The organism is Enterobacter cloacae complex sp. 370H10 (genome assembly GCF_050031535.1).
GTDB classification, from domain to species: Bacteria; Pseudomonadota; Gammaproteobacteria; order Enterobacterales; family Enterobacteriaceae; genus Enterobacter; species Enterobacter intestinihominis.
This window is the reverse complement of record NZ_JBLGWG010000001.1, coordinates 4,833,870-4,852,027: the sequence shown is the minus strand read 5'-3', so window position 1 is coordinate 4,852,027 and position 18,158 is coordinate 4,833,870. Positions and strand designations below refer to the sequence as shown.

The following is an 18,158-nucleotide window of genomic DNA, read 5'->3' as shown; positions in this document are numbered from 1 at the left end:
TTTTTAACCATAATAAAACAAAATATATACATCACTTCACGAATGGGGATTCTGAGATGAAAAGGAACGCGAAGACGTTAATCGCGGGGATGGTCGCACTGTCGATCTCGCATGCCGCTATGGCAGACGACATTAAAGTTGCGGTAGTGGGTGCGATGTCCGGCCCCGTTGCCCAGTGGGGCGATATGGAGTTCAACGGCGCGCGTCAGGCCATCAAAGATATCAATGCTAAAGGCGGCATCAAAGGCGACAAGCTGGTGGGCGTGGAGTATGACGACGCCTGCGATCCAAAACAGGCCGTCGCGGTCGCCAACAAAATCGTTAACGACGGTATCCAGTACGTCATCGGGCACCTGTGTTCCTCCTCCACGCAGCCTGCGTCTGATATCTACGAAGACGAAGGCATCCTGATGATCACCCCGGGCGCCACCAACCCGGAACTGACCCAGCGCGGTTACCAGCACATTATGCGTACCGCCGGTCTGGACTCCTCGCAGGGGCCAACCGCCGCCAAATACATCCTCGAGACCGTTAAGCCACAGCGCATTGCCATCATTCATGACAAACAGCAGTACGGTGAAGGCCTGGCGCGCTCTGTACAGGACGGCCTAAAAAAAGGCGGGGCGAATATCGTCTTCTTCGACGGCATTACCGCCGGTGAGAAAGACTTCTCCGCGCTGATCGCCCGCCTGCAAAAAGAGAATATCGACTTCGTTTACTACGGCGGCTACTACCCGGAAATGGGGCAGATGTTGCGCCAGGCGCGCGCCACCGGTCTGAAAACCCAGTTTATGGGGCCTGAGGGCGTCGGTAATGCCTCCCTGTCGAACATCGCGGGCGATTCTGCCGAAGGCATGCTGGTGACGATGCCAAAACGCTATGACCAGGATCCGGCGAATAAAGCTATCGTGGATGCGCTCAAGGCACAGAAGAAAGATCCGAGTGGCCCATACGTCTGGATCACCTACGCGGCCGTGCAGTCGCTGGCCACGGCCATGGATCGCACCGGCAGCAAAGAGCCGCTGGATCTGGTGAAAGATTTAAAAGCACACGGGGCGAACACCGTGATTGGGCCGCTGAACTGGGATGAGAAAGGCGATCTGAAGGGATTTGAATTTGGTGTCTTTAAGTGGCACGCCGACGGTTCGTCCTCGGTCGCCAAATAATAATCCCACCGCCCGGTTTACCGGGCGGATATAAAAAGGTTTGCATATGTCCGAGCAGTTTCTCTACTTTTTGCAGCAGATGTTTAACGGCGTCACGCTGGGAAGCACCTACGCGCTGATCGCCATCGGCTACACGATGGTTTACGGCATTATCGGCATGATCAACTTCGCCCACGGCGAGGTGTACATGATCGGTAGCTACGTCTCCTTTATGATCATCGCCGCGTTGATGATGATGGGCATCGACAGCAGCTGGTTGCTGGTGGCCGCCGGGTTTGTCGGCGCGATTGTGATTGCCAGCGCCTACGGCTGGAGCATCGAACGGGTGGCCTACCGGCCGGTGCGCAGCTCCAAGCGCCTTATTGCGCTGATCTCCGCCATCGGTATGTCCATCTTCCTGCAAAACTACGTCAGCCTGACAGAAGGTTCGCGTGACGTGGCGCTGCCAAGCCTGTTTAACGGCCAGTGGATTGTGGGGGCCAGCGAAAACTTCTCTGCCTCTGTCACCACCATGCAGCTGGTTATCTGGATTGTGACCTTCCTGGCGATGCTGGCCCTGACCGTTTTCATCCGCTACTCCCGCATGGGACGCGCCTGCCGCGCCTGCGCGGAAGACCTGAAGATGGCGAGCTTGCTCGGGATCAACACCGACCGCGTGATTGCCCTGACCTTCGTGATCGGTGCAGCGATGGCGGCGGTGGCGGGCGTGTTGCTCGGCCAGTTCTACGGCGTAATCAACCCGTACATCGGCTTTATGGCCGGGATGAAAGCCTTCACCGCCGCGGTACTGGGCGGTATCGGCAGCATTCCGGGCGCGATGATTGGCGGCCTGATTTTGGGCGTGGCCGAAGCGCTCTCCTCGGCGTACCTGAGCACCGAATATAAAGATGTGGTGTCGTTTGCCCTGCTGATTCTGGTTCTGCTGGTGATGCCTACCGGTATTCTGGGCCGTCCGGAGGTAGAGAAAGTATGAAACCGATGCATTTTGCGATGGCGCTGCTTTCTGCCGCCATGTTCTTCGTCCTGGCGGGCGTCTTTATGGGCGTCCAGTTAGGGCTGGACGGCACGAAGCTGGTGGTCGACACCGCCGCTGATATTCGCTGGCAGTGGGTGTTTATCGGCACCGCCGTGGTGTTCCTGTTCCAGCTGCTGCGTCCGCTGTTCCAGAAGACGCTGAAGAACGTCTCCGGGCCGAAATTCGTCCTGCCGGCGATCGACGGTACAACCGTGAAGCAGAAGCTGTTCCTTGTGGCGCTGCTGGTGGCTGCCGTGGCGTGGCCGTTTATGGTATCGCGCGGGACGGTGGATATTGCCACCCTGACCATGATCTACGTGATTCTGGGGCTAGGTCTGAACGTGGTGGTGGGGCTGTCTGGCCTGCTGGTGCTGGGCTACGGCGGGTTCTACGCCATCGGCGCGTACACCTTCGCGCTGCTGAACCATTATTACGGCCTCGGCTTCTGGAGCTGTTTGCCGCTGGCGGGGCTGGTCTCTGCCGCCGCGGGCTTCCTGCTCGGCTTCCCGGTGCTGCGCCTGCGCGGTGACTACCTGGCGATTGTGACCTTAGGCTTCGGCGAAATCGTCCGTATCCTGCTGCTCAACAATACCGAAGTGACCGGCGGTCCGAACGGCATCAGCCAGATCCCGAAACCGACCTTCTTCGGCCTGGAGTTCAGCCGTACCGCCCGCGAAGGCGGCTGGGATACCTTCAGCAACTTCTTTGGCATCAAATACGACCCGTCCGACCGCGTGATCTGGCTCTACCTGGTGGCGCTGCTGCTGGTGGTGATTACCCTGTTTGTGATCAACCGCCTGCTGCGCATGCCGCTGGGCCGCGCATGGGAAGCGCTGCGTGAGGATGAGATCGCCTGCCGTTCCCTGGGCCTGAATCCGACCCGTATCAAGCTGACCGCGTTTACCATCAGCGCCGCGTTTGCCGGTTTCGCCGGAACGCTGTTTGCCGCGCGTCAGGGCTTCGTCAGCCCGGAATCGTTCACCTTTGCCGAATCGGCCTTCGTGCTGGCGATTGTGGTGCTCGGCGGGATGGGTTCCCAGTTCGCCGTGATCCTCGCGGCCATCCTGCTGGTGGTCTCGCGCGAGCTGATGCGCGACTTTAACGAATACAGCATGCTGATGCTGGGTGGCTTGATGGTGCTGATGATGATCTGGCGTCCGCAGGGCTTGCTGCCGATGACGCGTCCACAGCTGAAGCTTAAGAGCGCGGAAGCGAAAGGAGAGCAGGCATGAGTCAGCCATTATTATCCGTTAACGGTCTGATGATGCGTTTTGGTGGCCTGCTGGCGGTCAACAATGTGAATCTGGATCTGCACAAGAAAGAGATTGTCTCCCTGATTGGCCCGAACGGCGCAGGGAAAACCACAGTATTTAACTGCCTGACCGGTTTTTACAAGCCGACAGGTGGCACCATCATGCTGCGCGACCAGCACCTCGAAGGGCTGCCGGGCCAGCAGATTGCCCGCATGGGCGTGGTGCGTACCTTCCAGCACGTGCGTCTGTTCCGGGAGATGACGGTGATTGAGAACCTGCTGGTGGCGCAGCATCAGCAGCTCAAAACCGGCCTCTTTTCCGGCCTGCTGAAAACCCCGGCCTTCCGCCGCGCGCAGGAGGAGGCGCTCGATCGCGCCGCCACCTGGCTCGACCGTATCGGCCTGCTCCAGCACGCCAACCGTCAGGCGAGCAACCTCGCCTACGGTGACCAGCGTCGCCTTGAGATCGTGCGCTGCATGGTGACCCAGCCGGAGATCCTGATGCTCGACGAACCGGCGGCGGGCCTTAACCCGAAAGAGACCAAAGAGCTGGACGAGCTGATTGCCGAGCTTCGCGATCATCACGACACCACCATCCTGCTGATTGAGCATGACATGAAGCTGGTGATGGGCATTTCGGACCGTATCTACGTGGTTAACCAGGGCACGCCGCTGGCGAACGGCACGCCGGAAGAGATCCGCAGCAACCCGGACGTGATCCGCGCATACCTTGGTGAGGCATAAGATGGAAAAAGCGATGTTAACGTTCGACAAGGTCAATGCGCACTACGGCAAGATCCAGGCGCTGCACGACGTCAGCCTGCATATCAATCAGGGCGAGATCGTCACCCTGATTGGCGCCAACGGCGCGGGGAAAACCACGCTGCTCGGCACCCTGTGCGGCGATCCGCGCGCCACCAGCGGGCGGATTGTGTTTGACGGCAAAGATATTACCGACTGGCAGACGGCTAAAATTATGCGTGAAGCGGTAGCGATCGTCCCGGAAGGGCGTCGCGTGTTCTCGCGCATGACGGTCGAAGAGAACCTGGCGATGGGCGGTTTCTTCGCCCACCGGGATGAATACCAGACCCGCATCAAATGGGTATACGAACTCTTCCCGCGCCTGTGGGAGCGGCGAATTCAGCGCGCGGGCACCATGTCCGGCGGGGAGCAACAGATGCTGGCGATTGGCCGCGCGCTGATGAGCCAGCCGCGTCTGCTGCTGCTGGATGAACCGTCGCTCGGGCTGGCGCCTATCATCATTCAGCAGATTTTCGACACCATCGAGCAGCTGCGCAAAGAGGGGATGACCATCTTCCTCGTCGAGCAGAACGCCAACCAGGCGCTGAAGCTCGCTGACCGTGGCTACGTGCTGGAGAACGGCCGCGTGGTGCTCTCCGATACCGGCGATGCGCTACTGGCGAACGAAGCGGTGCGGAGCGCGTATTTGGGCGGCTAAGCCGTCTGTATCGCCCGGTGGCGCTGCGCTTACCGGGCCTACGGATACCCTCCAGGACGGGTAAGGCGCAGCCGCCACCCGGCTTTTTTTCATATTAACCCCTTCACACAACCATCATCCCTCTGACGCCTGGCTGTCACCTATCTGTAAACAAACAGTTATTTTTCTGTCATTCGAGCATGTCATGTTACCTCGCGAGCACAAAACGCGTGATATCGCGCATCCGGCATAATAAGAGAGATGACAATGACATCGTTACGACACACAGCTTTGGGTCTGGCAATCGGTCTGGCTTTTGCGACGAACGCAATGGCTGTGACCACCATTCCGTTCTGGCATTCTATGGAAGGGGAGTTGGGTAAAGAGGTTGACTCCCTGGCGCAACGTTTCAACGACACCCACCCGGATTACAAAATTGTGCCGGTGTACAAAGGCAACTACGAGCAGAGCCTGAGCGCGGGCATCGCCGCCTTCCGTACCGGCAATGCGCCAGCCCTGTTACAGGTTTATGAAGTCGGCACCGCGACCATGATGGCCTCCAAAGCCATCAAGCCGGTCTATGAAGTGTTCAAAGACGCGGGCATCAACTTTGACGAATCCCAGTTCGTGCCGACCGTTTCTGGTTATTACACCGATTCTAAAACCGGCCACCTGCTGTCTCAGCCGTTTAACAGCTCCACGCCGGTGCTGTACTACAACAAAGATGCCTTCAAAAAAGCCGGTTTAGATCCGGAACAGCCGCCAAAAACCTGGCAGGATCTGGCGGAGTACACCGCGAAGCTGAAAGCGGCGGGGATGAAGTGCGGCTACGCCAGCGGCTGGCAGGGCTGGATCCAGATTGAAAACTTCAGCGCCTGGCACGGCCTGCCGGTTGCCACCAAAAACAACGGCTTCGATGGCACCGACGCGGTTCTGGAATTTAACAAGCCGGAGCAGGTGAAGCACATCGCGCTGCTGGCCGATCTGAACAAGAAGGGCGACTTCAGCTATTTCGGGCGCAAAGACGAATCCACCGAGAAGTTCTACAACGGTGACTGCGCCATTACTACCGCGTCTTCCGGTTCGCTGGCGGACATCCGTCACTACGCCAAATTCAACTACGGCGTGGGCATGATGCCGTACGACGCTGATGTAAAAGGCGCGCCGCAGAACGCCATCATCGGCGGGGCGAGCCTGTGGGTGATGCAGGGTAAAGACAACGGCACCTACAAAGGCGTGGCCGAGTTCCTCGACTTCCTGGCGAAGCCGGAAAACGCCGCCGAGTGGCACCAGAAGACCGGCTACCTGCCGATCACCAAAGCCGCGTACGACCTGACCCGGGAGCAGGGCTTCTACAGCAAGAACCCGGGCGCGGACATCGCGACGCGTCAGATGCTGAACAAGCCGCCGTTGCCGTTCACCAAAGGCCTGCGTCTGGGCAACATGCCACAGATCCGCACCATCGTTGATGAAGAGCTGGAAAGCGTCTGGACCGGGAAGAAAACGCCTCAGCAGGCGCTGGATTCAGCGGTAGAGCGCGGCAACCAACTGTTACGCCGCTTTGAGCAGTCGACGAAGTCTTAATTAAAATCTTACCCCTCACCCTAACCCTCTCCCCATAGGGGAGAGGGGACTGCACGGAGCCGTCTTTTCTCCCTCGCCCCTATGGGGAGAGGGCCGGGGTGAGGGGCGAAAACCTACTTGAGCTAACCTATGTCATCATCCCGTCCGGTGTTCCGTTCCCGCTGGCTGCCGTACCTGCTGGTCGCGCCGCAGCTGGTCATCACCGTTATCTTCTTTATCTGGCCTGCGGGCGAAGCGCTGTGGTACTCGGTACAAAGCGTCGATCCGTTCGGGCTTTCCAGCCAGTTTGTCGGGCTGGACAACTTTACCGCGCTGTTCCATGACAGCTACTACCTGGACTCCTTCTGGACGACGATCAAATTCAGCGCGCTGGTCACCGTCAGCGGTCTTGTCGCGTCGCTGTTCTTCGCCGCGCTGGTGGATTACGTAGTGCGCGGCAGCCGTCTGTATCAGACCCTGATGCTGCTGCCTTACGCTGTGGCTCCCGCCGTGGCCGCCGTGCTGTGGATCTTCCTGTTTAACCCGGGGCGCGGGCTGATTACCCACTTCCTGGGCGAGTTTGGCTACGACTGGAACCACGCCCAGAACAGCGGTCAGGCCATGTTCCTGGTGGTGTTCGCCTCGGTGTGGAAGCAGATCAGCTATAACTTCCTGTTTTTCTTCGCCGCGCTACAGTCTATCCCGCGTTCGCTGGTGGAGGCCGCCGCGATTGACGGCGCAGGGCCAGTGCGCCGCTTCTTCCGGCTGTCGCTGCCGCTGATCGCCCCGGTGAGTTTCTTCCTGCTGGTGGTAAACCTGGTGTACGCCTTCTTCGACACCTTCCCGGTGATCGACGCCGCCACTGCGGGCGGTCCGGTACAGGCGACGACCACGCTGATTTATAAAATTTACCGCGAAGGCTTTGCCGGGCTTGATCTCTCTGCCTCTGCCGCCCAGTCCGTGGTGCTGATGTTCCTCGTCATCATCCTGACGGTGGTGCAGTTCCGCTATGTCGAAAGTAAGGTGCGCTACCAATGATTGAGAACCGTCGCGGGCTGACGATTTTCAGCCATACCCTGCTGATCCTGGGCATCCTCGTCATCCTGTTTCCACTGTACGTGGCCTTCGTCGCCGCCACGCTGGACACCAAAGCGGTGTTCGACACGCCGATGACGCTCGTCCCCGGCGGGCATCTTTTCGAGAACATGAAAACTATCTGGACCCAGGGCGTGGGGGCCAACAGCGCGCCGTTCTGGCTGATGATGCTCAACAGTTTCATCATGGCGTTCGGCATCACCATCGGCAAAATCACGGTGTCGATGCTTTCGGCCTTCGCCATCGTCTGGTTCCGCTTTCCGCTGCGTAACCTGTTTTTCTGGATGATTTTCATCACTCTGATGCTGCCTGTGGAGGTGCGTATCTTCCCGACGGTGGAGGTGATCGCCAACCTGAAGATGCTCGACAGCTACGCGGGCTTAACCCTGCCGCTGATGGCCTCGGCGACCGCCACCTTCCTGTTCCGCCAGTTCTTTATGACCCTGCCGGATGAGCTGATTGAAGCCGCGCGTATTGACGGCGCCTCGCCGATGCGCTTCTTCCGCGACATCGTGCTGCCGCTGTCGAAAACCAACCTCGCGGCGCTGTTTGTGATCACCTTTATCTACGGCTGGAACCAGTACCTGTGGCCGCTGCTGATCGTTCAGGACGTCAACCTCGGCACCGCCGTGGCAGGCATCAAAGGCATGATCGCCACCGGCGAAGGCACCACCCTCTGGAACCAGGTGATGGCGGCGATGCTGCTCACCCTTATCCCCCCGGTCGTTATCGTTTTAGCCATGCAGCGTGCGTTTGTGCGTGGTTTAGTGGACAGTGAGAAATAAGATGGCAGGTTTAAAATTACAGGCAGTAACAAAAAGCTGGGACGGCAAAACCCAGGTCATTCAGCCGCTGACGCTCGACGTGGCGGACGGGGAATTTATCGTCATGGTCGGTCCGTCCGGCTGTGGGAAATCCACGCTGCTGCGCATGGTGGCGGGGCTGGAACGCGTGACGTCCGGGGATATCTGGATTGACCGCCAGCGCGTTACCGAGATGGAACCCAAAGATCGCGGCATCGCGATGGTGTTCCAGAACTACGCCCTCTATCCGCACATGAGCGTGGAAGAGAACATGGCCTGGGGGCTGAAAATTCGCGGCATGGGCAAAGGCCATATCGAGGAGCGCGTGAAAGAAGCCGCGCGCATTCTGGAGCTTGACGGCCTGCTCAAGCGTCGCCCGCGCGAGCTTTCCGGCGGCCAGCGTCAGCGCGTGGCGATGGGGCGCGCCATCGTGCGCGACCCGGCGGTCTTTCTGTTCGACGAACCGCTGTCAAATCTCGACGCCAAGCTGCGCGTGCAGATGCGCCTTGAGCTACAGCAGCTGCATCGCCGCCTTAAAACCACGTCCCTCTACGTGACCCACGATCAGGTAGAGGCCATGACTCTCGCCCAGCGCGTGATGGTGATGAACAAAGGCATCGCCGAGCAGATTGGCACCCCGGTGGAAGTCTACGAAAAACCGGCCAGCCGTTTTGTGGCGAGTTTTATCGGCAGCCCGGCGATGAACCTGCTGGACGGGCGGATCAATGCTGCAGGAACCCATTTTGAGCTGGAAAGCGGGATGGCGTTGCCGATCAACTGGTACTATCGTGGCTACGCCGGGCGTAAGATGACGCTCGGTATCCGCCCGGAGCATATTGGTTTGACGTCTCAGGCGGACGGCGGCGTGCCGCTGGTGATGGACACGCTGGAGATGCTGGGCGCAGACAACCTGGCGCACGGACGCTGGGGCGAACAAAAGCTGGTGGTGCGCCTGCCGCATCAGGAGCGCCCGAAGGCAGGCAGCACGCTGTGGCTGCATATGCCGGAAAATCACCTGCACTTATTTGACGGTGAAACAGGACAACGAGTATGAGCAACTGGCCTTACCCCCACATTGTCGCCCACCGTGGCGGCGGTAAACTGGCGCCGGAAAACACCCTGGCGGCAATTGACGCTGGCGCGCGCTACGGCCACACGATGATCGAGTTCGATGCCAAGCTGTCGAAGGACGGCGAAATTTTCCTGCTGCATGACGACAACCTTGAACGCACCAGCAACGGCTGGGGCGTGGCGGGCGAACTGCCGTGGCGCGATCTGCTGAAGGTGGATGCCGGAAGCTGGTTCAGCGGGGAATTCAAAGGTGAACCGCTGCCGCTGCTGGCGGAAGTGGCGGACCGCTGCCGACAGCACGGCATGACGGCTAACATCGAAATCAAACCGACCACCGGCACCGGGCCGCTGACGGGCAAAGTCATCGCGCTGGCCGCGCGTGAGCTGTGGGAAGGGATGACGGTACCGCTGCTGTCGTCGTTTGACATCGACGCGCTGGAAGCGGCACAGGCGGCCGTACCAGAGCTGCCGCGCGGGCTGCTGCTGGATGAGTGGCGAGAAGACTGGCGCGCGCTGACTGCCCGCTTAGGTTGCGTGTCGATCCACCTCAACCATAAGCTGCTGGATGAAGCGCGCGTGATGCTGTTAAAAGAGGCCGGTCTGCATATCCTGGTCTACACCGTCAACAAACCCCAGCGTGCAGCCGAGCTGCTGCGCTGGGGCGTGGACAGCATCTGTACCGATGCGATTGACCAGATCGGGCCGAACTTTATTTATTAAGCATACTGCCGTTCTGCTGGGTCGGCAGCATATGCTGCTGACCGCTGCTTTGCGACACCCCGCCCCCTAACATCCCACCGTTTGAGTTTGACAGCGGCTGCTCGCGCATCTGGCCCTGCTGCACGCGCTGGGTATTAGCGTTCATCTGGTTTTGCAGGTGCTGCTGCTGCACCTGGGTCTGCGTCTTTAACTGCTGATTAAGCATCCCTTTCTGCTGCTGTTGCTGGCTCATCATCTCCGTCTGCATACGCTGCTGGCTCGGAATGACATAGCCCTGCTGGTTCGGGTTGTTCAGCGTGTTTATCGGCTGTGCGAGCGCGGCGAACGGAAGCAGCGCGATCAGGATCGGTAATCGTTTCATGGTTATCTCCTCCTTTGAGGCTTCTCTTAAGTTTATCCTGATTCCGGCATAACGATGATTTTTTAAGAGTTGTGAACCAGGCTTAAGCGGGGAATATAGGCCCCTTCACCTGGAGAACAATAATGATGAAACCAACCTTTTTGCGCTGGGTCGCCATCGCTGCGCTGATGGCAGGCGGCACATTTACCGTGGCGGCCAACCCGCCCGCCGCTCCTCCGGTCTCTTACGGCGTGGAGGAGGATGTTTTTCATCCCGTGCGGGCGACGCATGGCATGGTGGCCTCGGTTGACGCGCTGGCAACTCAGGTGGGCGTCGATATTCTTAAACAGGGCGGTAACGCGGTGGATGCGGCGGTCGCGGTCGGGTACGCGCTGGCGGTGACGCATCCACAGGCGGGGAACCTGGGCGGCGGCGGGTTTATGATGCTGCGCACGAAAGACGGTAAAACCACGGCCATCGACTTCCGTGAGATGGCGCCGAACCAGGCCTCCCGCGATATGTTCCTCGACGATCAGGGTAATCCGGACAGTAAAAAATCCCTGACCTCGCACCTTGCCTCCGGCACGCCGGGCACCGTTGCGGGGTTCTCGCTGGCGCTGGAAAAATACGGCACGCTGCCGCTGAATAAAGTGGTGCAGCCTGCCATCAGGCTGGCGCGCGACGGCTTCGTCGTCAACGACGCGCTGGCGGACGACCTCAAAACCTACGGCAGCGAAGTTATTCCCAATCATGAGAACAGCAAGGCTATCTTCTGGAAAGACGGCGAGCCGCTGAAGAAGGGCGATAAGCTGGTGCAGAAGAACCTCGCAAAAAGTCTCGAACTGATTGCCGAAAACGGTCCGGATGCCTTCTATAAGGGGCCGATTGCCGATCAGATTGCGGATGAGATGCAGAAGAACGGCGGGCTGATCACCAAAGCGGATCTGGCGGAATATAAGGCGGTGGAGCGCGAGCCGATTAGCGGCACCTATCGCGGCTACGAGGTCTTCTCCATGCCGCCGCCGTCCTCCGGGGGCATTCACATTGTGCAGATCCTCAATATTCTGGAAAACTTCGATATGCACAAGTTCGGCTTCGGTAGTGCCGATGCCATGCAGGTGATGGCGGAGGCGGAAAAGCGCGCCTACGCGGACCGCTCGGAATACCTTGGCGATCCGGACTTCGTGAAGGTGCCGTGGCAGGCGCTGACCAACAAAGCCTATGCCAAATCGATTGCCGATGAGATCGACATCAACAAGGCTAAACCGTCCAGCGAGATCCGCCCGGGCAAGCTGGCGCCGTATGAAAGTAACCAGACCACCCACTTCTCGGTCGTGGACAAAGACGGAAACGCGGTGGCGGTGACATACACGCTCAACACCACCTTCGGCACCGGGAATGTGGCGGGCAACAGCGGTATTTTGCTGAACAACGAGATGGATGACTTCTCGGCCAAGCCGGGCGTGCCGAACGTCTACGGGCTGGTCGGCGGCGATGCAAATGCGGTCGGGCCGAAGAAGCGCCCGCTGTCGTCCATGTCGCCCACCATCGTGGTGAAAGACGGCAAAACCTGGCTGGTGACCGGCAGCCCGGGCGGGAGCCGGATTATCACCACCGTGCTGCAAATGGTGGTGAACAGCATCGACTTTGGGATGAACGTCGCCGAAGCGACCAATGCGCCGCGTTTCCATCACCAGTGGCTGCCGGACGAGTTGCGCGTGGAGAAGGGCTTTAGCCCGGATACCCTCAAGCTGCTTGAGCAGCGCGGGCAGAAGGTGGCGGTGAAGGAGGCGATGGGCAGCACCCAGAGCATTATGGTCGGGCCGGACGGTGCCCTGTTTGGCGCGTCGGACCCACGGTCGGTGGATGATTTAACGGCGGGGTATTGAGGGCTCCCCTCACCCTAACCCTCTCCCCATAGGGGAGAGGGGATTGCACGGTGCGGTCTTTTCTCCCTCGCCCCTTCGGGGAGAGGGTCGGGGTGAGGGGTTACTTCATACGCGCCATATAATACGCGTCCACGTACTCGCCGTTGCGCAGGGCATAGCGCCTGCCGGTGCCTTCAATCTCAAACCCGTGCTTTTTGTACACCGCGATTGCCGGTGCGTTATCGACAAACACCGTTAACTCGATGCGGTCGACGCGCAGCCAGTTGTCGCACATATCAATCATGGTGCGTATCAGCGCGCTGGCGACGCCCCGGTTTTGCCACTGCGCACCCACACAAATTCCAAAATCGGCAACGTGGCTGCGGCGCGGACGCTGGGCTACGGCAATGCACAGATGCCCGGCGACGGTATCATCAATACAGGCGACAAGCTGCTTGATACCGGGCTGATCGGTTAGCCGGTCATGCCACATCTGCTCTGAGGGATGAGGAACCTGTAGCGTGTTGTGGTACACCTCCGGCTGGGCGTGGATCTGACGAATGGCGTCGTAATCTTTCGGTTCAGCGTGGCGTATCACTATCTCACTCATTCCTTGTTCCTCAGTCAGTTAAAAGTCCCTTCCAACATCAGTGACTTTAAAAGTTGAGTCAATCGCTATTTTTTGCAAAAAGTGTTGGACAAGTGCGAATGAGAATGATTATTATTGCTCTGCATTCAGGAAGACCTCCTACGGGAACCTGAAAGCACGACATTGCTCACATTGCTTCCAGTATTACTTTAGCCAGCTTCTCGCTGGCTTTTTTTTTGTTATGGTTAGACTCAGTAACCTTCCAAAAGGACTGAGCCATGACACTACATTGTGCATTTATTGGATTTGGCAAAAGCACCACGCGTTACCACCTTCCGTATGTTCTTAACCGAAAAGAGACCTGGCACGTGGCCCATATCTATCGCCGCCGCGCGAAGCCAGAAGAGCAGTCTCCGCAGTATTCCCATATTCATTTCACCAGCGATCTTGATGAAGTGTTAAATGATCCGCAGGTGAAGCTGGTGGTGGTCTGTACCCACGCCGACAGCCACTTTGACTACGCGAAACGCGCGCTGGAAGCGGGTAAAAACGTGCTGGTGGAAAAACCGTTCACCCCGACCATCGCCGAAGCGAAGGAACTCTTTGCGCTGGCGAAAAGCAAAGGGCTGACCGTCACGCCCTACCAGAACCGTCGCTTTGACAGCTGCTTCCTGACGGCGAAAAAGGCGATCGAAAGCGGCAAGCTCGGCGAGATCGTGGAGATCGAAAGCCACTTCGATTACTACCGCCCTGTGGCAGAAACCAAACCCGGCCTGCCGCAGGACGGTTCGTTCTACGGTCTGGGCGTACACACCATGGACCAGATCATCTCCCTGTTTGGCCGCCCGGACCACGTGGCGTACGACATCCGCAGCCTGCGCAATAAGGCCAATCCGGACGATACCTTCGAAGCACAGTTGTTCTACGGCGACCTGAAAGCCATCGTCAAAACCAGTCATCTGGTGAAAATCGACTACCCGAAATTTATCGTTCACGGCAAGAAAGGCTCCTTTATCAAGTACGGTATTGACCAGCAGGAGACCAGCCTGAAGGCCAACATCATGCCGGGCGAACCGGGCTTTGCGGCAGATGATTCCGTGGGCGTGCTGGAGTACGTGAACGACGAGGGCCTGACGGTCAGGGAAGAGCTGAAGCCGGAAACGGGCGATTATGGACGCGTCTACGATGCGCTGTATGAAACCCTCTCCAGCGGCATGCCGAATTACGTCAAGGAATCTGACGTTCTGACGAACCTGGAAATCCTTGAAAGGGCCTTCGAACAGGCTTCCCCTGCCACGGTAACCCTCGCCAGATAAGCAAAAATGGCTCCTTTGTGCTTGTTCTAAATTTTTGAACAGAGGAGTCAATTTTCACCCTCTATGATCCCTGAGCGTTTGCGTCCACACTTACTCCATCGAAACGAACTGAGGGTGAAAACAATGATCTACTTACGCAAAGCAAACGAACGTGGTCACGCGAATCATGGCTGGCTGGACTCATGGCATTCATTCTCGTTTGCCGACTACTACGACCCGAACTTCATGGGCTTCTCCGCGCTGCGCGTCATTAACGACGACGTGATTGATGCAGGCCAGGGCTTCGGTACCCACCCGCACAAGGACATGGAAATCCTGACCTATGTGCTGGAAGGGGCGGTTGAGCACCAGGACAGCATGGGCAATAAAGAGCAGGTTCCGGCGGGCGAGTTCCAGATTATGAGCGCGGGGACCGGGGTGCGTCACTCTGAGTACAACCCGAGCAAAACGGAAAAACTGCACCTGTATCAAATCTGGATCATTCCAGAAGAGACCGGCATCACGCCACGCTACGAACAGCGCCGCTTCGATGCGAAACAGGGTAAACAGCTGGTGCTCTCCCCGGATGCGCGTGAAGGTTCCCTGAAAGTGCATCAGGATATGGAGCTGTACCGCTGGGCGCTGGCGAAAGATGAACAGTCTGTGCACCAGATCGCCGCCAACCGCCGCGTGTGGATCCAGGTGGTGAAAGGCGAGGTGTCCATCAACGGCACCAAAGCCACCACCGCCGATGGCCTGGCAGTCTGGGATGAGCAGGCGCTCTCCGTGCATGCCGACAGCGAAAGTGAAATTCTGCTGTTTGATCTGCCGCCGGTCTAAATAATTTCTCAACCTTCCCTTTAAACGGGGAAGGTTGAGCTTTGTCCGTGATAAACTGAGCAAATCTCTCACTTCAAGATTTCTCAGGACGATGAAAAAGAAACGCCCCGTACTTCAGGATGTCGCCGATCGCGTCGGTGTGACCAAAATGACGGTCAGCCGTTTTTTACGTAACCCGGAGCAGGTTTCCGTGGCGTTGCGTGGCAAGATTGCCGCCGCCCTTGATGAACTGGGTTATATCCCCAACCGCGCGCCCGATATTCTCTCTAATGCGACCAGCCGTGCGGTGGGCGTCCTGCTTCCTTCCTTAACCAACCAGGTTTTCGCTGAAGTGCTGCGTGGCATCGAAAGCGTGACCGATGCCTTTGGTTATCAGACCATGCTCGCCCACTATGGGTACAAGCCGGAACTGGAAGAGGAACGTCTTGAATCGATGCTTTCCTGGAACATTGACGGCCTGATTTTAACGGAACGTACTCACACCCCGCGCACGCTGAAAATGATTGAAGTGGCAGGCATTCCGGTGGTGGAGCTGATGGACAGCCAGTCGCCGTGCCTCGACATCGCCGTGGGGTTCGATAACTTTGAAGCGGCGCGTCAGATGACGGCGGCGATCATCGCCCGCGGTCATCGCCATGTGGCCTATCTGGGTGCGCGTCTGGATGAACGTACTATCATCAAACAGAAGGGATACGAGCAGGCGATGCTCGACGCCGGTTTAACCCCGTACAGCGTGATGGTGGAGCAATCTTCCTCTTATACGTCGGGTATTGAGCTGATGCGTCAGGCGCGACGCGAGTATCCGCAACTGGACGGTATTTTCTGTACCAACGATGACCTTGCGGTCGGCGCCGCGTTTGAGTGTCAGCGTCTGGGTTTAAAAATCCCGGATGATATGGCGATTGCCGGCTTCCACGGCCACGACATTGGCCAGGTGATGGAGCCGCGTCTGGCAAGCGTCCTGACCCCGCGTGAACGCATGGGCCGCATTGGTGCAGAACGCCTGCTGGCGCGCATTCGTGGTGAGGCAGTTACCCCTAAAATGTTAGATTTAGGTTTCACCTTGTCACCGGGTGGATCTATTTAATCCGACAAATTTGAAGTAGCTCACACTTATTCACTTCGCGCACGTTTGGATATTGCTTCTCTTATGCCCCGGCAGGACAATGTTACCGATAACTGTTACCCGTAACAATTGACTGAGGGACACCCTTTGAGCACGACTAATCACGATCACCACGTTTACGTCCTGATGGGCGTGTCCGGTAGCGGTAAATCTGCCGTGGCGAGCGAAGTGGCGCATCAACTCCAGGCTGCGTTTCTTGATGGTGACTTCCTCCATCCGCGCAGCAACATCATGAAAATGGCTTCCGGCGAGCCGCTGAATGACGACGACCGCAAACCCTGGTTGCAGGCGCTGAATGATGCCGCGTTCGCGATGCAGCGCACCAATAAAGTCTCCCTGATAGTCTGTTCCGCGCTGAAAAAAACCTATCGCGACCTGCTGCGCGATGGCAACCCGAACCTCTCTTTCATCTACCTGAAAGGCGATTTCGGGGTAATTGAAAGCCGCCTGAAGGCGCGTAAAGGCCACTTCTTCAAAACCCAGATGCTGGTAACGCAGTTCGAAGCGTTGCAGGAGCCGGGGGCTGACGAACAGGATGTCTTAGTGGTTGATATCGATCAGCCGCTGGAAGGTGTTGTTGCCAGCACCATCGAGGTTATTAATAAAAGGCAGTAAGTTTTGAGTACATTAACGCTAGTTTTGACAGCAGTGGGTTCCGTATTGCTGCTGCTGTTTTTAGTGATGAAGGCACGTATGCACGCCTTCGTTGCTTTGATGGTAGTTTCTATTGGTGCCGGTCTCTTTTCCGGAATGCCGCTCGACAAAATTGCGGCGACGATGGAAAAAGGGATGGGCGGCACGCTCGGCTTCCTGGCCATCGTAGTCGCGCTCGGCGCGATGTTTGGCAAGATTTTGCACGAGACGGGCGCGGTCGATCAGATTGCCGTCAAGATGCTGAAATCCTTCGGACACAGCCGTGCGCACTACGCGATTGGTCTGGCTGGTCTGATTTGCGCGCTGCCGCTGTTCTTTGAAGTGGCGGTGGTGCTGCTGATTAGCGTGGCGTTCTCCATGGCACGCCATACCGGTACCAACCTCGTGAAGCTGGTCATTCCGCTGTTTGCGGGCGTGGCGGCGGCGGCGGCGTTTCTGCTGCCGGGGCCTGCGCCGATGCTGCTGGCTTCCCAGATGCATGCTGACTTTGGCTGGATGATCCTGATTGGCCTGTGTGCGGCGATCCCGGGGATGATTATCGCCGGTCCGCTGTGGGGCAACTTCATTAGCCGTTACGTTGAGCTGCACATTCCGGATGACATCTCCGAGCCGCACCTGGGCGAGGGCAAAATGCCGTCCTTCGGCTTCAGTCTGTCGCTGATCCTGCTGCCGCTGGTGCTGGTGGGCCTGAAAACCATCGCTGCCCGCTTTGTGCCGGTGGGGTCAACCGCTTACGAATGGTTCGAATTTATTGGCCATCCGTTCACTGCGATCCTGGTGGCGTGTCTGGTCGCGATTTACGGGCTGGCGATGCGTCAGGGTATGCCAAAAGATCGCGTGATGGAGATATGCGGTGCCGCGCTACAACCGGCGGGTATTATTCTGCTGGTGATCGGGGCGGGCGGCGTGTTCAAGCAGGTGCTGGTGGATTCCGGCGTTGGCCCGGCGCTGGGCGAAGCGCTGACCGGAATGGGCCTGCCGATTGCGGTCACCTGCTTCGTGCTGGCCGCGGCGGTGCGTATCATTCAGGGCTCCGCGACCGTGGCGTGCTTAACCGCGGTGGGGCTGGTGATGCCGGTGATTGAACAGCTGAACTACTCCGGCGCGCAGATGGCGGCGCTCTCTATCTGTATCGCGGGCGGTTCAATTGTGGTATCTCACGTGAACGACGCAGGCTTCTGGCTGTTCGGTAAATTTACCGGCGCAACCGAAGCGCAAACCCTGAAAACCTGGACGCTGATGGAAACTATCCTCGGCACGACGGGTGCGGTTGTCGGGATGATTGCGTTTACGCTGCTGAGCTAACGAGACCGTATTTTGTCG

18 protein-coding genes are annotated in these 18,158 nt (G+C 58.2%); 16 read left to right on the top strand and 2 right to left on the bottom strand.

The features are described 5' to 3' along the window. Window positions 1-56: 56 nt before the first annotated feature. The 10 genes from livK to ugpQ all read left to right on the top strand — a co-directional run bounded on the left by livK (window position 57) and on the right by ugpQ (window position 10,123). The gene (livK, locus tag ACQG2Q_RS23975) at window positions 57-1,166 is read left to right on the top strand and encodes a high-affinity branched-chain amino acid ABC transporter substrate-binding protein LivK (protein WP_022649663.1); all 1,110 of its coding nucleotides are present in this window, start codon (window positions 57-59) and stop codon (window positions 1,164-1,166) included. Between the two features lie 46 nt (window positions 1,167-1,212). Then, window positions 1,213-2,139, top strand: coding sequence for a high-affinity branched-chain amino acid ABC transporter permease LivH (gene livH / locus ACQG2Q_RS23970; RefSeq protein ID WP_022649662.1), 927 nt, complete (start codon window positions 1,213-1,215; stop codon window positions 2,137-2,139). Further along, window positions 2,136-3,413, top strand: a complete 1,278-nt coding sequence (locus tag ACQG2Q_RS23965; protein WP_063850385.1) for a high-affinity branched-chain amino acid ABC transporter permease LivM — start codon at window positions 2,136-2,138, stop codon at window positions 3,411-3,413. Before livH ends, ACQG2Q_RS23965 begins: the two co-directional genes overlap by 4 nt. After that, a complete protein-coding gene (gene livG, locus ACQG2Q_RS23960; RefSeq protein WP_022649661.1) occupies window positions 3,410-4,177 on the top strand; it encodes a high-affinity branched-chain amino acid ABC transporter ATP-binding protein LivG in 768 nt (255 codons plus the stop codon). The genes ACQG2Q_RS23965 and livG overlap by 4 nt, the downstream gene beginning before the upstream one ends. 1 nt (window position 4,178) lies before the next feature. Next, entirely contained in the window at window positions 4,179-4,892 is a 714-nt protein-coding gene (gene livF, locus ACQG2Q_RS23955; RefSeq protein ID WP_023298801.1) for a high-affinity branched-chain amino acid ABC transporter ATP-binding protein LivF, read from the top strand. 246 nt (window positions 4,893-5,138) lie between these two features. Then, window positions 5,139-6,455 carry a sn-glycerol-3-phosphate ABC transporter substrate-binding protein UgpB gene (ugpB, locus tag ACQG2Q_RS23950; protein ID WP_022649659.1) on the top strand — a complete coding sequence of 439 codons (1,317 nt, stop codon included), beginning with the start codon at window positions 5,139-5,141 and terminating at the stop codon, window positions 6,453-6,455. 129 nt (window positions 6,456-6,584) lie between these two features. After that, window positions 6,585-7,472, top strand: coding sequence for a sn-glycerol-3-phosphate ABC transporter permease UgpA (gene ugpA / locus ACQG2Q_RS23945; RefSeq protein WP_003861551.1), 888 nt, complete (start codon window positions 6,585-6,587; stop codon window positions 7,470-7,472). Continuing rightward, window positions 7,469-8,314 (top strand): sn-glycerol-3-phosphate ABC transporter permease UgpE, encoded by an 846-nt coding sequence (gene ugpE / locus ACQG2Q_RS23940; RefSeq protein ID WP_022649657.1) that lies wholly within the window; start codon window positions 7,469-7,471, stop codon window positions 8,312-8,314. Before ugpA ends, ugpE begins: the two co-directional genes overlap by 4 nt. Before the next feature lies 1 nt (window position 8,315). Next, a complete protein-coding gene (locus ACQG2Q_RS23935; RefSeq protein ID WP_022649656.1) occupies window positions 8,316-9,386 on the top strand; it encodes a sn-glycerol-3-phosphate import ATP-binding protein UgpC in 1,071 nt (356 codons plus the stop codon). Next, complete coding sequence (gene ugpQ, locus ACQG2Q_RS23930) at window positions 9,383-10,123, top strand: glycerophosphodiester phosphodiesterase (RefSeq protein ID WP_063850388.1); 741 nt, start codon at window positions 9,383-9,385, stop codon at window positions 10,121-10,123. The genes ACQG2Q_RS23935 and ugpQ overlap by 4 nt, the downstream gene beginning before the upstream one ends. Here the strand turns inward: ugpQ and ACQG2Q_RS23925 are convergent. Continuing rightward, window positions 10,113-10,484, bottom strand: a complete 372-nt coding sequence (locus ACQG2Q_RS23925; protein ID WP_023298798.1) for a DUF2756 family protein — start codon at window positions 10,482-10,484, stop codon at window positions 10,113-10,115. The two genes, ugpQ and ACQG2Q_RS23925, sit on opposite strands and share 11 nt — an antisense overlap. Before the next feature lie 122 nt (window positions 10,485-10,606). Here ACQG2Q_RS23925 and ggt point away from each other — a divergent pair, with 122 nt between their 5' ends. Further along, window positions 10,607-12,352 carry a gamma-glutamyltransferase gene (gene ggt, locus ACQG2Q_RS23920; protein WP_074169659.1) on the top strand — a complete coding sequence of 582 codons (1,746 nt, stop codon included), beginning with the start codon at window positions 10,607-10,609 and terminating at the stop codon, window positions 12,350-12,352. Between the two features lie 100 nt (window positions 12,353-12,452). Here ggt and yhhY read toward each other — a convergent pair whose 3' ends face one another. Further along, a complete protein-coding gene (gene yhhY / locus ACQG2Q_RS23915) occupies window positions 12,453-12,941 on the bottom strand; it encodes an N-acetyltransferase (protein WP_023298796.1) in 489 nt (162 codons plus the stop codon). A gap of 257 nt (window positions 12,942-13,198) precedes the next feature. Here yhhY and ACQG2Q_RS23910 point away from each other — a divergent pair, with 257 nt between their 5' ends. The 5 genes from ACQG2Q_RS23910 (at window position 13,199) to gntU (ending at window position 18,140) form a co-directional block, all read left to right on the top strand. Beyond that, window positions 13,199-14,236, top strand: coding sequence for an oxidoreductase (locus tag ACQG2Q_RS23910; RefSeq protein WP_063152524.1), 1,038 nt, complete (start codon window positions 13,199-13,201; stop codon window positions 14,234-14,236). Window positions 14,237-14,359: 123 nt separating this feature from the next. After that, on the top strand, window positions 14,360-15,055 hold the full coding sequence (locus tag ACQG2Q_RS23905; protein ID WP_003861565.1) for a pirin family protein: 696 nt from the start codon (window positions 14,360-14,362) through the stop codon (window positions 15,053-15,055). A 91-nt stretch (window positions 15,056-15,146) separates the two neighbouring features. After that, a complete protein-coding gene (gene gntR, locus ACQG2Q_RS23900) occupies window positions 15,147-16,142 on the top strand; it encodes a gluconate operon transcriptional repressor GntR (RefSeq protein ID WP_003861567.1) in 996 nt (331 codons plus the stop codon). A gap of 126 nt (window positions 16,143-16,268) precedes the next feature. Further along, window positions 16,269-16,796, top strand: a complete 528-nt coding sequence (gntK, locus tag ACQG2Q_RS23895) for a gluconokinase (RefSeq protein ID WP_003861569.1) — start codon at window positions 16,269-16,271, stop codon at window positions 16,794-16,796. A 3-nt stretch (window positions 16,797-16,799) separates the two neighbouring features. Further along, a complete protein-coding gene (gntU, locus tag ACQG2Q_RS23890; RefSeq protein WP_017693851.1) occupies window positions 16,800-18,140 on the top strand; it encodes a gluconate transporter in 1,341 nt (446 codons plus the stop codon). Window positions 18,141-18,158: the final 18 nt, after the last annotated feature.

What these genes read in the sequence shown, in the direction of transcription:
- livK (WP_022649663.1), top strand. Translation starts at nt 57, where the DNA reads ATGAAAAGGAACGCGAAGACGTTAATCGCGGGGATGGTCGCACTGTCG.
- livH (WP_022649662.1), top strand. Translation starts at nt 1,213, where the DNA reads ATGTCCGAGCAGTTTCTCTACTTTTTGCAGCAGATGTTTAACGGCGTC.
- ACQG2Q_RS23965 (WP_063850385.1), top strand. Translation starts at nt 2,136, where the DNA reads ATGAAACCGATGCATTTTGCGATGGCGCTGCTTTCTGCCGCCATGTTC.
- livG (WP_022649661.1), top strand. Translation starts at nt 3,410, where the DNA reads ATGAGTCAGCCATTATTATCCGTTAACGGTCTGATGATGCGTTTTGGT.
- livF (WP_023298801.1), top strand. Translation starts at nt 4,179, where the DNA reads ATGGAAAAAGCGATGTTAACGTTCGACAAGGTCAATGCGCACTACGGC.
- ugpB (WP_022649659.1), top strand. Translation starts at nt 5,139, where the DNA reads ATGACATCGTTACGACACACAGCTTTGGGTCTGGCAATCGGTCTGGCT.
- ugpA (WP_003861551.1), top strand. Translation starts at nt 6,585, where the DNA reads ATGTCATCATCCCGTCCGGTGTTCCGTTCCCGCTGGCTGCCGTACCTG.
- ugpE (WP_022649657.1), top strand. Translation starts at nt 7,469, where the DNA reads ATGATTGAGAACCGTCGCGGGCTGACGATTTTCAGCCATACCCTGCTG.
- ACQG2Q_RS23935 (WP_022649656.1), top strand. Translation starts at nt 8,316, where the DNA reads ATGGCAGGTTTAAAATTACAGGCAGTAACAAAAAGCTGGGACGGCAAA.
- ugpQ (WP_063850388.1), top strand. Translation starts at nt 9,383, where the DNA reads ATGAGCAACTGGCCTTACCCCCACATTGTCGCCCACCGTGGCGGCGGT.
- ACQG2Q_RS23925 (WP_023298798.1), bottom strand. Translation starts at nt 10,484, where the DNA reads ATGAAACGATTACCGATCCTGATCGCGCTGCTTCCGTTCGCCGCGCTC.
- ggt (WP_074169659.1), top strand. Translation starts at nt 10,607, where the DNA reads ATGATGAAACCAACCTTTTTGCGCTGGGTCGCCATCGCTGCGCTGATG.
- yhhY (WP_023298796.1), bottom strand. Translation starts at nt 12,941, where the DNA reads ATGAGTGAGATAGTGATACGCCACGCTGAACCGAAAGATTACGACGCC.
- ACQG2Q_RS23910 (WP_063152524.1), top strand. Translation starts at nt 13,199, where the DNA reads ATGACACTACATTGTGCATTTATTGGATTTGGCAAAAGCACCACGCGT.
- ACQG2Q_RS23905 (WP_003861565.1), top strand. Translation starts at nt 14,360, where the DNA reads ATGATCTACTTACGCAAAGCAAACGAACGTGGTCACGCGAATCATGGC.
- gntR (WP_003861567.1), top strand. Translation starts at nt 15,147, where the DNA reads ATGAAAAAGAAACGCCCCGTACTTCAGGATGTCGCCGATCGCGTCGGT.